The following is a 13,945-nucleotide window of genomic DNA, read 5'->3' on the forward strand; positions in this document are numbered from 1 at the left end:
GGGCCCGGGGGGTTACGACTCCCCGGGCCCCCGCTCGTCGTCCCGCCCGATCAGCCGAGCAGCGGCAGGCCCTTGATCGGCAGACCCTTGACCGGGAGGTCCGGGCCCTGCTGGGCACTGGGCGCGGGAGCCTCCGCGGCGGCCGGGGCAGCGGCGGCCGGGGCAGCGGCGCGGGCGGACCGGACCGCCGTGCCCTTGCCCTTGGCGTGGGCGCCGCTCTTGCCCTTACCGTGCCTGGGAGCCTTGCCCTCGCCCTTACCGGCGACCTTGGCGTGGGCGGGCTTGGCGTGGGCGGCCTTGTGACCCTTCGCTGCCTTCGCGTCCTTGGCGGGCTTCGCGGGCTTGGCGGGCTTGGCCGCCGGGGCCGGGTGCGCCGGGGCGGCCCTGCCCGGCAGGATCTCCTTGATGGTTCCGCCGGCCTTGCCGCTGACGTCACCCGCCGTGCTTCCGACCTGCTGCGAGGCGGCATCGGCGACCTCACCGACGGTGGCGGCGTCCAACGAGGACAGCCCCAGCTTGGGGGTCTGCGGCTGGGCCGGCTCCGCCGCACTCGCGGCGCCGGCGGCACCGACGACAGGAGCCGCGCTCGCCGCGACCAGCAGTGCGGTCCGGGCGATCCGACGGGTGAGAGGGAGGGACATGGTGCTCCTTTGACGGAGGGACAATCGGCGTGGGATGTCCGGTGATTCGGACGCTGTGAATATCGCGTGAGCCACCCGAAGGTTGCGGTATGCCAAGGTAAAGAGTTGGCAACGCATCGCATTATCCTTTTCTGTGCGTCATACGCCCGGACCATTCCTTCGTATGCGCCACCGAATGCCCGGACAACCGCTCTGAACTGCGGTGATCACGTGCGCTATCGCACCGGAACGATCCGTGCCGCCGCTCCGGAAATCCCCTCGGCCGAACCCCGGCCGGCCGTGGAATTCCGCGCATTCCGTTCACGCCCGCGGTAAGAGAGACGTTCGATGTGCAACTCGTCCGAGTGGGCCACCGCCCAGTGCGGATCTCCCGGCCGCGCAGCCTCGTGCGCCCCCGGGCCGCCGGGTGGGACCCCGGGCCCGGGGCCACAGGGCGGCGGTGGCGACCGGCTAGGGTCGCGGGTATGGCACATCCAGCACTCGACCTGTCCCTGGACGCGGCCCGGCTCACCGCCCGGCTCGTCGACTTCCCCTCGGTCAGCGGTGAGGAGAAGGCGCTCGCCGACGCCGTCGAGCAGGCCCTGCGGGCCCTGCCACACCTGACCGTCGACCGGGACGCGGACGCCGTCGTCGCCCGGACGAACCTCGGGCGGGACGAGCGGGTCGTGCTGGCCGGTCATCTGGACACCGTGCCGATCGCCGACAACGTGCCCTCCCGGCTCGACGAGAACGGCGTGCTGTGGGGCTGCGGCACCTCCGACATGAAGTCCGGCGTCGCCGTACAGCTGCGCATGGCCGCCACCGTGCCCGCCCCCAACCGCGACCTGACCTTCGTCTTCTACGACCACGAGGAGGTCGCCGCCGAGCTCAACGGGCTGGGCCGGCTGGCCAGGAACCACCCCGAGTGGCTGGCCGGCGACTTCGCCGTGCTGCTGGAGCCCACCGAAGGCAAGGTCGAGGGCGGCTGCCAGGGCACGCTGCGGGTGGAGGTGACCACGCGGGGGCGGCGGGCCCACTCCGCGCGCAGCTGGCTCGGGGAGAACGCCATCCACAAGGCCGCGCCGATCCTGGACCGGCTGGCCGGATACGTCCCCCGGCGAGTGGAGATCGACGGGCTCACCTACCGCGAGGGCCTCAACGCGGTACGGATCGACGGCGGTCACGCGACCAACGTCATCCCGGACTTCTGCACCGTGACCGTGAACTACCGGTTCGCCCCCGACCGTTCGGAGGAGGAGGCGGTCGCGCATGTGCGGGAGGTCTTCACCGGCTTCGAGGTCGAGTTCACCGACAGCGCGCCCGGCGCGCTGCCCGGTCTCGCCCATCCGTCGGCCGCCGCCTTCGTGGACACGCTCGGGGTGGAGGTGGCCCCCAAGGACGGCTGGACCGATGTCGCCCGCTTCTCGGCGCTCGGCGTGCCCGCCGTCAACTACGGGCCCGGTGACCCGAAGCTCGCGCACACCCGCGAGGAGCATGTGCCGGTCGCCGCGGTCCTGGCGGCCGAGGAGCGGCTGCGGGCCTGGCTGACCCGCTAGCGGTACGGCCGGCGGCCCGACACGGCCGGTGGTCCGGGCACGGCCGGTGGCGCGGGCGGGGCGGGGCACCGTGTGATCAGCGGTTCGGTGGGTGAGCGTGGCCCGGATTTCGACTCCGGGCCGCCCGCCGGGGCCTACTCTGAACCACAGATCTTTGACCAGATCTTGGTCTTGGCGAAGGGAGCACACAATGGGCAACGCCGAAGAAGAGCGAGCGCTGCACGAGCAGCGTCTGGGCCCGGTCGTGCGCCGCCGCCACCAGATGCGACCCGGTACGACCGATCAGCGGCTGCTGGACACCCAGGGGGCCACCCACTGGGTGCACGAGGACCCGTTCCGGGTGCTGCGCATCCAGTCGGAGTTCGTCGAGGGATTCGGCACCCTGGCGGAGCTCGGCCCGGCGATCAGCGTGTTCGGTTCCGCCCGTACGCCCGAGGGTTCCCCGGAGTACGAGGCGGGGGTGCGGATCGGCCGGGCCCTCGCCGAGGCGGGCTTCGGAGTGATCACCGGCGGCGGCCCCGGCGCGATGGAGGCCGCCAACCGCGGCGCGAGCGAGGCGGGCGGCGTCTCGGTCGGCCTGGGCATCGAGCTGCCGTACGAGCAGGGCCTGAACCCTTATGTCGACATCGGGGTCAACTTCCGCTACTTCTTCGTGCGGAAAACGATGTTCGTGAAGTATGCCCAGGGGTTCGTGGTGCTCCCCGGGGGGCTCGGCACGCTCGACGAGTGCTTCGAGGCGCTCACCCTCGTCCAGACCAAGAAGGTCACCCGCTTCCCGATCGTCCTCTTCGGCAGCTCCTACTGGCAGGGGCTGGTGGACTGGGTCACGAACACCCTCATCGCGCAGGGCAAGGCGTCTGCGCAGGACCTGGAGCTGTTCCACCTCACCGACGACATCGACGAGGTGATCGATCTGGTGACCAAGGAGTCCGGTGGCGTCTGACCGCGCTCTCCTTACGGCTCTCTCCGGCTCCTTACGGTTCCGTACGGCCGGACCGGCCCCCAAGGGCCCGCTTCAGGCCAGTCCTCGGCGGGCGACCGCCGGGGGCCGGTGGCCCGCGATGGCCGACACCATGTCCAGCACCTGACGAGTCTCGGCCACCTCGTGCACCCGGTAGACCTGGGCCCCCAGCCAGGCCGATACGGCGGTCGTCGCGAGCGTGCCGATCAGCCGCTCCTTGACCGGGCGGTCCAGGCTCTCGCCGACGAAGTCCTTGTTGGACAGCGAGACCAGGACGGGCCAGCCGGTCTCCGTGAGCTCGCCCAGCCGGCGGGTGGCCTCCAGCGAGTGACGGGTGTTCTTACCGAAGTCATGACCCGGGTCGATCATGATCCCGTCGCGCCGCACGCCCAGTGCGACGGCGCGCTCCGCGAGCTCCAGGGTGACCCGCAGGATGTCCTCCACCACGTCGTCGTAGCCGATCCGGTGCGGCCGGGTGCGCGGCTGGGCCCCGCCCGCGTGGGTGCACACCAGCCCGGCGCCGTAGCGGGCGGCGACCTCGGCCAGTTCGGGGTCGACCCCGCCCCAGGCGTCGTTGAGCAGATCCGCGCCCGCCGCGCAGACCGCCTCGCCGACCTCATGGCGCCATGTGTCCACGCTGATCACCACGTCCGGGTGGCGCCTGCGCACCTCGGCCACGAAGCCCACCGTGCGCCGCACCTCCTCCTCGGCGCTCACCTCGTCACCCGGCCCGGCCTTGACCCCGCCGATGTCGATGATCGCGGCGCCGTCCGCGACCGCCTGCTCCACCCGGTCCAGGGCGGGCTCGTCGCGGAACGTCGCCCCCTGGTCGTAGAAGGAATCCGGCGTCCGGTTCACGATCGCCATGATCACCCGCTCGTTCTCGCCGAACTCACGTCGTCCCAGCCGCAGCATCCGTACTTCCTTCACGTCTTCTTCCAGGTTGCGGGCAGCGACGATAACTGTCGGAGGGGCATGGCACGATCGAGGCAGACAGTTATCGAGGCCGACCGACACAGACTCAACCATGCATCTCCGGGGAGACGATCATCGTGTTCTTGTTCTTGCTGATCGCGCTGGTCGTGGTGGTCGGCGGGGTCACGCTCGCCGTCGTCGGTGGCGGTGACGGCCCGCTGGCCGAGGCACCCCCGGACCGGCTGGACGATCCGCTGCCCGCCGACCGGCCGCTGGCGCGCGGCGATGTGGAGGCGCTGCGGCTGCCCATGACGCTGCGGGGCTACCGGATGGCGGACGTCGACGATGTGCTGGGCCGCCTCGGCGCCGAGCTCGCCGAGCGTGACGCCCGGATCGCCGAGCTGGAGGCGGTGCTCGCGGGCGCGCCCCCCAAGCCGTCGTCGCCTCCCACCCCGTCGTTGCCTCCCATCCCGGCGTCGCCACCCCAGCCGTTGTCGCCGCCCTCCGTGCCCGGCTCCGATCCGCTGGCGGACCCCGAGGGCGGCGACCACGGCTTCCAGGCGCGCGGTGGCGAAGGGCGTGGCGCATGAGCGGGCAGGGCGTGGTCCCGGGGCCGGACGGGCTGCCGCGCTGTCCCTGGGGCCTGGAGGCCGAGACCATGGCCGACTACCGCCTCTACCACGACACGGAGTGGGGCCGTCCGGTCCACGGCGATGACGCGCTCTATGAGCGGATCTGTCTGGAGGCGTTCCAGTCCGGGCTGTCCTGGCTGACGATCCTGCGCCGCCGGGAGGGGTTCCGGGCCGCCTTCGCCGACTTCTCGATCGAGAAGGTGGCGGAGTTCACCGAGGCCGATGAGCGGCGGCTGCTCGCCGACCCCGGCATCATCCGCAACCGGGCCAAGATCACCGCCACCATCGCCAACGCCCGCGCGGCGGCCGAGCTGGCGCCCGGTGAGCTGGACGAGCTGATCTGGTCCCATGCCCCGGACCCCGGCGGCCGCCCGGTCCCGCGGACCACCGCCGACGTCCTCGCGATCACCCCGGAGTCCACGGCCCTCAGCCGCGAGCTCAAAAAGCGCGGCTTCCGCTTCGTCGGACCCACCACCGCGTATGCGCTGATGCAGGCGTGCGGCCTGGTCAACGACCATCTCGCGGACTGCCATATCCGCGCCGCGGTCTGATCGCCCCGGCGCCCTGCGCCCTGCGCCCGGCGGGCCGGGGCGAGCCGGTCAGCGGCCGGTGAACCGCGGCTTCTCCTTGTTCACGAAGGCGTTCACCGCGATGGCGTGGTCGTCCGACGCCCCCGCGCGGCGCTGTAGTTCGTCCTCCTTGCCCAGGGCCTCGGTGAGGGTGTGGCCCGCGGCGAAGGCGAGGGACTCCTTGAGCGCCGCATAGGCCGCGGTGGGGCCCTCGGCCAGCCGCCGGGCGACCGCCGCCGCCTCGGCGGCCAGTTCGGCGGCCGGCACCACCCGGTGGGCGATGCCCAGGTCGAGCGCCTCCTGGGCGTCGATACCGCGCGGGAAGAGCAGCAGGTCCGCGGCGCGGCCGTAGCCGATCAGCCGCTGGAGGGTCCAGGAGACCCCGGAGTCGGCGGTCAGCGCGACCCCGGCGAAGGAGGTGTTGAAGGAGGCGGTGTCGGCGACGATCCGGTAGTCGGCGGCGAAGGCGAAGCCCGCCCCGGCGCCCGCCGCGACACCGTTGACGGCGGCGACCACCGGCTTGGGCATCCCGGCGATCGCGGTGACGATCGGGTTGTAGTGCAGCGACACCGTGCTCATGGTCGAGCCCTCGCCGCTGCCCTCGCGGTCGGCGGCCAGCAGCCCGATGTGCTCCTTGAGGTCCTGGCCGACGCAGAAGGCGCGGCCGGAGCCGATGAGCAGCACGGCCCGCACCGCCGGGTCCTCCGCGGCTTCCAGCAGCGCGTCGCGCAGCGCCACCTTGGTGTCGATGTTCAGGGCGTTCATCGCGTCGGGACGGTTGAGCGTGATCGTCGCGAGTCCCTCGGTGAGGTCGTAGAGCACGGTGTCGGCCATGGCGGTCCTCCGGGGATGGGGCTGGGTCGCGGGCGGCTCGGGCGGCGGCCGCACCGGCGGGGGCCGTCACCGGCCCCGCCGCGGCGGTCAGCGCACAGCATGCCGGAGATCATGACCGACCGACATGTGACCTGCGTCAAAGAACCGACCCTTCGTTCGGTGACGGCGGGCGTACGCTACCGCGATCCCCTCCCCGAATTGGGTGGTTTTGGGCTGGCGCTCCGCACAGGCGTTGCCGACCGATGTTGGTCATCGGGTCGTGCCATGCGGGATAATGACGGGGAAGCAACGTGTTCGATGCCGGTGACACCTGGGTTGTCGGCTGCGATGAGCTGGTTTCAGGAAGGGGAACGAGCATGGCGGCCATGAAGCCGCGGACGGGCGACGGCCCGCTCGAGGTGACCAAGGAGGGGCGGGGCATCGTCATGCGCGTTCCGCTCGAAGGCGGCGGTCGGCTCGTCGTCGAGCTGACACCGGACGAGGCCGACGCTCTCGGCGACGCCCTGAAGAAGGTCGTCGGCTGAAAGGCTTGAGGCCCCACCATCACCCGTGCGCTGCCCCGGCGGCCGGTACGTCAGGTACCGACCGCCGGGGCAGTGCTTGTTGAGGGGCCCGGTACGGGCCGGGGGCGTCCCGGCGCGAGCGCGGGGGCCTTGTCCGGGAGCCGTGGGAGCGGGGGACCGGCCGTCCCGGCCGTCTCAGCCCCGCTTGACCGCGCAGAGCAGACCGTCGCCGACCGGCAGCAGGGACGACTGGAGCACGGTGGACTCGCGTATGGTCCGCAGCAGCTCACGCACCCGCAGCACCTCGGTGGGCTGTGCGGCGGAGTCCACGGTCCGCCCGTTGGCGAAGACCCCCTCGAAGCAGACCAGCCCCCCGGGGCGCAGCAAGCGCAACGATTCACCGAGGTAGTCCAGGCACTCCAGCCGGTCGCCGTCGCAGAAGACCAGGTCGTATCCGCCGTCGGCCAGCCGGGGCAGTACGTCGAGGGCGCGGCCGGGGATGAAGCGCGCCCGGTTCCCGGTGAACCCGGCCGCGCGGAACGCCTGCCGGGCGAACTGCTGCATCTCCGGTTCGGTGTCCACGGTGGTCAGCACGCCGTCCGGACGCATTCCCCGCAGCAGATGGATGCCCGAGACGCCCGTCCCGGTGCCGATCTCGGCGACGGCCTTGGCGTCGGCGGCGGCGGCGAGCAGCCCCAGTGCGGCGCCGGTGCCGGCCGACACCGAGCGCAGCCCTGACTCCCGGGCCCGGTCGCGGGCCCAGTGAAGGGCTTCGTCCTCGGCGACGAACGCGTCGGCGAACGCCCAGCTCGTCTGCCGGTTGCCGGTAATGACCCTCTCCTGTCCCCGTAGTTGGCGCAACGGTGACTGTATCCGCTGCGCACGGGAACCCGCAGATGGGACCAGGCGTTGTAGAGGCCGGGGGGACCGTATGGATCACGACCAAATGCAGGCCAAAAATGCTTATCCGGAGCTAACGGGCGAGGTGGATATGGTAGGGGCTCTACTGGACACCACCAGAGCCGACAGGGGAGGTGCGGCTGCGGCCGGTGACCGGAGAGTGCTGAGGCGCTTTCGCAGGTCAGCGGGCGAGCCGAAATCCGTGACCAACAACGCTGACCGTTCCGGTTCCGCCGATTCCGCCACCACCGCGACCTTCGCCACGGACGCGGACGCGCCGGCGTGGACGCCTCCCACCTGGGAGGAGATCGTCAGCACCCACAGCGCACGGGTCTACCGCCTCGCCTATCGGCTCACCGGTAACCAGCACGACGCCGAGGATCTCACCCAGGAAGTGTTCGTCCGCGTCTTCCGCTCGCTGTCGACGTACACCCCGGGCACGTTCGAGGGCTGGCTGCACCGCATCACCACCAATCTCTTCCTCGACATGGTCCGCCGCCGGCAGCGCATCCGCTTCGACGCTCTCGGCGAGGACGCGGCGGAGCGGCTCCCCAGCCGTGAGCCCTCTCCCCAGCAGCACTTCAACGACACCCACTTCGACGCCGATGTGCAGCAGGCGCTGGACACCCTCGCCCCGGAGTTCCGCGCGGCCGTGGTGCTCTGTGACATCGAGGGGCTGTCGTACGAGGAGATCGCGGCCACTCTGGGCGTCAAGCTGGGCACCGTGCGCAGCCGCATCCACCGCGGCCGCTCGCATCTGCGCAAGGCGCTGAAGCACCGCGCCCCCGCGGCGCGGACCGCACAGCAGGAGGTCGCCGCGGTGGCGCCGAGTGTCACGGCCCCCCGGCTGAGCGGGGAGGTCGGAATCGCGTGACCCGATCAGGCGGTCCGTCCCCCGCCGAGCAGCATCTCGGCGACCGCCTTGCGGCTCTGGTCGACGGTGAGCTGGGACATGACGCGCGCGAGCGCGTCCTCGCCCACCTCGCCACCTGCTGCAAGTGCAAGGCGGAGGCCGATGCTCAGCGTCGGCTGAAGAATGTGTTCGCCCAGACGGCGCCCCCGGCCCCGTCCGAGGGCTTTCTGGCGCGTCTGCAGGGCCTGCCGGCCGCGGGCGGCGAGGACATGGGGGGCGGCTCCCCTTTCGGTTCCTCGGGCCTCTTCGGTCCGCGCGATATGCGCGGCACCTCGCGGGACGTCCGTGAGGTGCGCGATGTCCGGGAGCCGGAGGAGAGACAGAGACGGGAGCGGACGTTCGCCTTCGTGCCCGTGATGCCCCCGGGCACCGCGATCGCACCGGCGGCGTCGGCTCGTGCCTCGCGTCAGCGCGGCTTCAGGATCCATGAGGTGGAGCGCCCGGCCCCGCGCCGCAGGTTCGCCTTCGCGGCGGCCGGAGCGGTCTCCCTGGCGGCCTTCGCGCTCGGCGCGGCCCTCCCCCTGGAGGCGGCGATCGACCCCCCGGGAGCCTCGGCCGACGGCGCCGACTCCGCGGTCACCCCGGTCGGCACCGATCCCGTGGTGAACGCGGGCGTCCGCGAGCGGACCCGCCAGGAAGTCGGGCTGCTGGCCACCACCGACACCCGGACGGTCACTCCGTCCCCCTCGGCCACCCCGCATCCACCGGCCCTGCGCCAGCCCGCCGGGGCGGCGCTGAATCCGCTGATACAGCCGATCCTCTCGGTCACGGAGCTGCTGCGGATGTCGAACTCCACGCCCCCGGCCCCCGCGCCGACCCAGCTGGAGGTCCCGTCCCGGCCCGCCTCGGGCGGCTCGCCGTATCCAGGGGCCACCCCGCCTTCGAAGTAGCAGGCCGGCGAGGACGGCGCGTCTTCGCCGGTCATGACCTCGTCTGCGCGGATCATGACAAGGACATGCGGTCCGCCCTGCGCGAGCGACGCCGGACCTGGTTGAATCGCCCCCGGGCAGTGCGGCGGTGCCTTCGAGCCTCCGGGCGCTTGGACGTTCCGGCTCCGGGCACCTCCCGGCGGTAGCTTGGGGCAAGCTGTTGGGCGCCTGCCGTCATGCCCCGGGTGCTTGGTCTTTCCGGCTGGGGGCACCGCCCAGCGGTAGCTGGGGGAGAACCGAGCCCATAAAAGGGGGGCCTGAACATGGACGAGCCGAAGCCGAAGTGGTGGAGCCGTCCGGCCGCGCGGCCCGGTGAGCGGCCGGTCGGCGCGGTGGACGGCGCCGAGGGGCGGACCGCCGGGGAGCGTACGGAGCCGGCCGCCGCCGAGGCGCCGCCGGAGCCGCTGGACGGACCCGAGGAGGGCCGGGCGCCCGAGGAGCGGTCGCCGCGACCGCTGCACGAGCCCGACCCGTACAGCACCCCGCCCTACGGCGACCCCGGGCCCTGGGCCCCGGCCCCGCCCGTCCAGCACCCGGCGGCGACCCCCGCGCAGGGCACCCAGCTGCCGCCGGGGATGGCCCAGGCGCCGCCCCCGGCCCCCGGGACGACCCCGCCCCATGGCACCCCTCATGGCACCCCCCATGGCACCCCCCATGGCACCGTCCCGCCGCCCGCCGCGGGGGCCGTACCGCGGCAGAGCGCGCCCCCGCCCCTGCCGCACCCCGGGATGACCCCGCCGCACGGCACCCAGCTGCCCGCGGGGCCCGGAGAGCCCCACCCGGGCGCCCTGGTCGCGCAGCCCGCCCCGACCGCCCAGTGGCGCGGTTACGACCCCTGGGCCGTGGTCCCGCCGCCCGCCGCGCCGGCGAAGACGGTCTCCCGCCGCCGTGCCTGGCTCGCGGTGCTGCTGATCGCCTTGGTCGCGGGGTGTGTCGGCGGCGGTATCGGCGCGTACGCGGAGCGGGACAGCGCCTCCGGGGGCGTCGAGGTGAAGCTGCCGCAGGCCCCGGCCGAGAAGGAGACCAGGGCGCCGGACAGTATCGCCGGGATCGCCGCGCGTTCGCTGCCCGGTGTGGTGACGATCCATGTGCGCGGCAGCTCGGAGGAGGGCACCGGCACCGGCTTCGTCCTGGACAAGCAGGGCCATATCCTCACCAACAACCATGTCGTGCAGCCCGCCGGGACGGACGGCGACATATCGGTGACGTTCAACAGCGGCCAGGACGCCGACGCCGAGGTCATCGGCCGCGACGCCGGTTACGACCTCGCGGTCATCAAGGTCGACGGGGTGTCCGGGCTCGCCCCGCTGCCGCTGGGCAACTCCGACTCCGTGCGTGTCGGCGACCCCGTCGTGGCCATCGGCGCCCCCTTCGATCTGGCGGGCACGGTCACCTCCGGGATCATCAGCGCCAAGGAGCGTCCCATCACCGCGGGCGGCGAGGAGGAGGACGGCAGCGACGTCAGCTATGTCGACGCGCTGCAGACCGACGCCCCGATCAACCCGGGCAACTCCGGCGGCCCCCTGGTCGACAGCAAGGCGCGGGTCATCGGGATCAACAGCGCGATCCGGGCGGCCGACGACGGCTCGGGCCTCGGCGGCGGCCAGGGCGGCAGCATCGGTCTGGGCTTCGCCATCCCGATCAACCAGGGCAAGCGGGTCGCCGAGGAGCTGATCAACACCGGGAAGGCCACGCATCCGGTGATCGGCGTCACGCTCGACATGGGGTACACGGGCGACGGCGCCCGGGTGAACACCGAGGGCGCGGGCGACGGCCCGCCGGTCACCTCGGGCGGCCCCGGTGACAAGGCGGGGATCGAGGCCGGTGACGTGATCACGGAGGTGGACGGCGTCCAGGTGCACAGCGGACAGGAGCTGATCGTGAAGATCCGCAGCCACCGCCCCGGGGACCGGCTGAAGCTCACCGTCGAGCGCGATGGCGAGGAGCACACCGCGGAGCTGACACTGGGCTCGGCGAGCAGCGGCTGACGCCCGATGTTGGTCCGGGCGTCTCCCGCGCCGCCCCCACCGCCAGGTACGGTGTTGAGTGGCCCAGGCCGGGGCCACAGACGTCTTGAGGAGCTGCAAGGTGCTGGACATAGGACCTCTCGAGCTTGTCGCGCTCGTTGTCCTTGCGGTGATCGTCTTCGGCCCGGACAAGCTTCCGAAGGTGATTCGGGATGTGTCGGGGTTCATCCGGAAGATCCGGGAGTTCTCCGACAGCGCCAAGGAGGACATCCGTTCCGAGCTGGGGCCGGAGTTCAAGGACTTCGAGTTCGAGGACCTCAACCCCAAGACGTTCGTGCGCAAGCATGTGCTGGACTCCGATGAACTGGGCCTGAAGGAGATCCGTAACGGCTTCGACCTCCGCAAGGAGATGGCCGAGGTCGCCGACGCGGTGAACGGCCGGGAGAGTGATCCCCAGCAGGGCTCTTCAGGGGCCTCGGGCAGCACTCCGCCGTCCCTGTCCAAGGGCGGCTCCAGCACGCCTGACCTGCTGCGCAAGCGCGAGGAGCCGAAGCGCGACGAGCATCCGCCGTTCGACTCAGACGCCACTTGATCCCCCCTTATGCGGGGGCTGGTTGACCCGTATGGCTATCCTCCCTTTGTCCGGGGTGAGGGTCGCCCGAGGGGGGCGGGCCGCCCACGACGCAGGGCAATGAGGAGGCCGCGCGCACATGGAGACCACGGGTCGGCTAGGGGTACGAGGGGTTGCGGCGGCCACGCAAGGGGTGCCCGCCGAGGCCCGGCGGAGCGTCGACGGCTATCTGATGGCCGACTTCCCCTGGTACGGACTTGACGAGGCGTTCACCGGCCCCCGCTGGCTGATGCAGGTGGGCACGGCCGCCGACGGCATCGTGGAGTACGGCTCGACCGGCCATGGCGAGGAGCCGTCGCTGCGGGTCGAGACCGAGATGGACCAGCAGCGCTTCACGGTGGTCGTCACCGTCGCCGGCCGCCCGGTGCGGGACAGCGCCGACGGCACCGGCAAGCTGGAGGCCACCTCGGTCTCCTCCGCCGCCTGGCTGGCCGGCTCCGGTCTGCTGTCGTGCACCTGGCCGACCCGGATGGAGCGGGCGCTGCGCCAGGACTGGCTGGACCAGCAGACCGCGCTCGCCTGGGAGCTGGCGGACGATCTGGCGGGTGAGGCCTGGTCGGGGCTGTCCCTCCCGGTGGACGGGGTGCCGGCCGACTTCCACTACCGCGAGTCGGAGTACGGCTGGGTGCTGGCCGGATCGGCGGGCCAGAACGTGCACATCGGCGCGTACGGGCGCGGGATGAGCGCCTACGGCCTGGGGTTCGCGGTGGTCAAGGACATCACCCGCTACGACGCGTAGCGGCCGGCCCATGGCATGGGCACATACGGCGGGGGCGGCCCTTGAGGAGGGCCGCCCCCGCCGTATGCCGTGCCGGGCCGCGTGGCCTCAGAACTTGTTGCGCGGGGTGACGCCCAGGGACATGCCCGCGAGGCCGCGCTGCCGTCCGCCGATCTTGCCCGCGATCGCCTTGAGCGCACTGCCCGCAGGGGAGTCCGGGTCGGTCAGCACGACCGGCTTGCCCTCGTCGCCGCCCTCGCGCAGCCGTACGTCGATCGGGATGGCGCCCAGCACCGGCACCGTCGTACCGGTGGTCCGGCTGAGCCCGTCGGCGACCACCTGGCCGCCGCCCGTGCCGAAGACGTCGACCATCTCGTCGCAGTGCGGGCAGGGCAGCCCGGACATGTTCTCCACCACGCCGACGATCTTCTGATGGGTCTGGACGGCGATCGCGCCGGCCCGCTCGGCCACCTCGGCGGCGGCCTGCTGCGGCGTGGTCACCACCAGGATCTCGGCGTTGGGCACCAGCTGGGCGACGGAGATCGCGATGTCGCCGGTGCCCGGCGGGAGGTCGAGCAGCAGCACATCGAGGTCGCCCCAGTAGACGTCGGCCAGGAACTGCTGGAGCGCGCGGTGCAGCATCGGGCCGCGCCAGACCACCGGGGCGTTCCCCGGGGTGAACATCCCGATCGAGATCACCTTCACGCCGTTCGCCGACGGCGGCATGATCATGTTCTCGACCTGGGTGGGCCGTCCTTCGGCGCCCAGCATGCGGGGTACCGAGTGGCCGTAGATGTCGGCGTCGACCACACCGACCTTGAGCCCGTCGGCGGCCATCGCGGCGGCCAGGTTGACCGTCACCGAGGACTTGCCGACCCCGCCCTTGCCGGAGGCCACCGCGTAGACCCGGGTCAGCGAGCCGGGCTTGGCGAAGGGCACCTCGCGCTCGGCCTGGCCGCCACGCAGCGAGGCGGCCAGCTCGCGCCGCTGCTCATCGCTCATCACCTCGAGGCTGACCGTGACATCGGTCACACCCTCGACCCCGGCGACCGCCGTCCGCACGTTGCCGGTGATCGTGTCCCGCATCGGGCAGCCGGAGACCGTGAGGTAGACCACCACCGCGACCGAGCCGTCCGCCGCGATCTCGACGGATTTGACCATGCCGAGTTCGGTGATCGGCTTGTGGATCTCCGGGTCGTTGACCGTGGCGAGCGCGGCGCGCACCGCGTCTTCGCTCGGCGCTGGGAGGGTGTCGGTAGCCATACGGAGATGGTACGGCGCCGCGAGCGGGGCGCGG

General features: G+C 72.3%; 15 protein-coding genes. 10 read left to right on the forward strand and 5 right to left on the reverse strand.

Annotated elements, in window-relative coordinates:
* Positions 1-50 precede the first annotated feature (50 nt).
* Positions 51-641, reverse strand: a complete 591-nt coding sequence (locus PS467_RS26750) for an ATP-binding protein (protein ID WP_268974235.1) — start codon at positions 639-641, stop codon at positions 51-53.
* 464 nt (positions 642-1,105) lie between these two features.
* Between PS467_RS26750 and dapE the strand changes: the two genes are divergently transcribed.
* Both dapE and PS467_RS26760 read left to right on the forward strand, forming a co-directional pair.
* A complete protein-coding gene (gene dapE, locus PS467_RS26755; RefSeq protein WP_268974236.1) occupies positions 1,106-2,176 on the forward strand; it encodes a succinyl-diaminopimelate desuccinylase in 1,071 nt (356 codons plus the stop codon).
* Positions 2,177-2,366: 190 nt separating this feature from the next.
* Positions 2,367-3,119, forward strand: coding sequence for an LOG family protein (locus PS467_RS26760; protein WP_311037383.1), 753 nt, complete (start codon positions 2,367-2,369; stop codon positions 3,117-3,119).
* Positions 3,120-3,191: 72 nt separating this feature from the next.
* Here the strand turns inward: PS467_RS26760 and folP are convergent, their stop codons facing one another.
* Positions 3,192-4,052 (reverse strand): dihydropteroate synthase, encoded by an 861-nt coding sequence (folP, locus tag PS467_RS26765; protein ID WP_311039966.1) that lies wholly within the window; start codon positions 4,050-4,052, stop codon positions 3,192-3,194.
* 137 nt (positions 4,053-4,189) lie between these two features.
* Between folP and PS467_RS26770 the strand changes: the two genes are divergently transcribed.
* Complete coding sequence (locus PS467_RS26770) at positions 4,190-4,642, forward strand: DivIVA domain-containing protein (RefSeq protein ID WP_311037384.1); 453 nt, start codon at positions 4,190-4,192, stop codon at positions 4,640-4,642.
* Positions 4,639-5,235, forward strand: coding sequence for a DNA-3-methyladenine glycosylase I (locus tag PS467_RS26775; protein ID WP_268974239.1), 597 nt, complete (start codon positions 4,639-4,641; stop codon positions 5,233-5,235). The genes PS467_RS26770 and PS467_RS26775 overlap by 4 nt, the downstream gene beginning before the upstream one ends.
* A gap of 48 nt (positions 5,236-5,283) precedes the next feature.
* Here PS467_RS26775 and chcB read toward each other — a convergent pair whose 3' ends face one another.
* Positions 5,284-6,087: a 2-cyclohexenylcarbonyl CoA isomerase gene (gene chcB / locus PS467_RS26780; protein WP_311037385.1), complete on the reverse strand. Its 804-nt coding sequence runs from the start codon at positions 6,085-6,087 to the stop codon at positions 5,284-5,286.
* A gap of 356 nt (positions 6,088-6,443) precedes the next feature.
* Here chcB and PS467_RS26785 point away from each other — a divergent pair, with 356 nt between their 5' ends.
* The gene (locus PS467_RS26785; RefSeq protein WP_003966491.1) at positions 6,444-6,611 is read left to right on the forward strand and encodes a DUF3117 domain-containing protein; all 168 of its coding nucleotides are present in this window, start codon (positions 6,444-6,446) and stop codon (positions 6,609-6,611) included.
* 174 nt (positions 6,612-6,785) lie between these two features.
* Here the strand turns inward: PS467_RS26785 and PS467_RS26790 are convergent, their stop codons facing one another.
* The gene (locus PS467_RS26790; protein ID WP_268974241.1) at positions 6,786-7,451 is read right to left on the reverse strand and encodes an O-methyltransferase; all 666 of its coding nucleotides are present in this window, start codon (positions 7,449-7,451) and stop codon (positions 6,786-6,788) included.
* Positions 7,452-7,581: 130 nt separating this feature from the next.
* Here PS467_RS26790 and sigE point away from each other — a divergent pair, with 130 nt between their 5' ends.
* The 5 genes from sigE to PS467_RS26815 all read left to right on the forward strand — a co-directional run bounded on the left by sigE (position 7,582) and on the right by PS467_RS26815 (position 12,669).
* Positions 7,582-8,364, forward strand: a complete 783-nt coding sequence (gene sigE / locus PS467_RS26795) for an RNA polymerase sigma factor SigE (protein WP_311037386.1) — start codon at positions 7,582-7,584, stop codon at positions 8,362-8,364.
* The gene (locus tag PS467_RS26800; RefSeq protein ID WP_311037387.1) at positions 8,361-9,293 is read left to right on the forward strand and encodes an anti-sigma factor family protein; all 933 of its coding nucleotides are present in this window, start codon (positions 8,361-8,363) and stop codon (positions 9,291-9,293) included. The genes sigE and PS467_RS26800 overlap by 4 nt, the downstream gene beginning before the upstream one ends.
* Positions 9,294-9,595: 302 nt before the next feature.
* Positions 9,596-11,320: a trypsin-like peptidase domain-containing protein gene (locus PS467_RS26805; RefSeq protein WP_311037388.1), complete on the forward strand. Its 1,725-nt coding sequence runs from the start codon at positions 9,596-9,598 to the stop codon at positions 11,318-11,320.
* A 100-nt stretch (positions 11,321-11,420) separates the two neighbouring features.
* Entirely contained in the window at positions 11,421-11,891 is a 471-nt protein-coding gene (locus tag PS467_RS26810) for a sec-independent translocase (RefSeq protein ID WP_268974245.1), read from the forward strand.
* A 118-nt stretch (positions 11,892-12,009) separates the two neighbouring features.
* Positions 12,010-12,669, forward strand: a complete 660-nt coding sequence (locus tag PS467_RS26815) for a hypothetical protein (protein WP_311037389.1) — start codon at positions 12,010-12,012, stop codon at positions 12,667-12,669.
* Positions 12,670-12,756: 87 nt separating this feature from the next.
* Here the strand turns inward: PS467_RS26815 and PS467_RS26820 are convergent, their stop codons facing one another.
* Positions 12,757-13,911, reverse strand: a complete 1,155-nt coding sequence (locus PS467_RS26820; RefSeq protein ID WP_311037390.1) for an Mrp/NBP35 family ATP-binding protein — start codon at positions 13,909-13,911, stop codon at positions 12,757-12,759.
* Between the last annotated feature and the right edge of the window lie 34 nt (positions 13,912-13,945).

This window comes from Streptomyces luomodiensis (assembly GCF_031679605.1).
Taxonomy (GTDB): Bacteria; Actinomycetota; Actinomycetes; order Streptomycetales; family Streptomycetaceae; genus Streptomyces; species Streptomyces luomodiensis.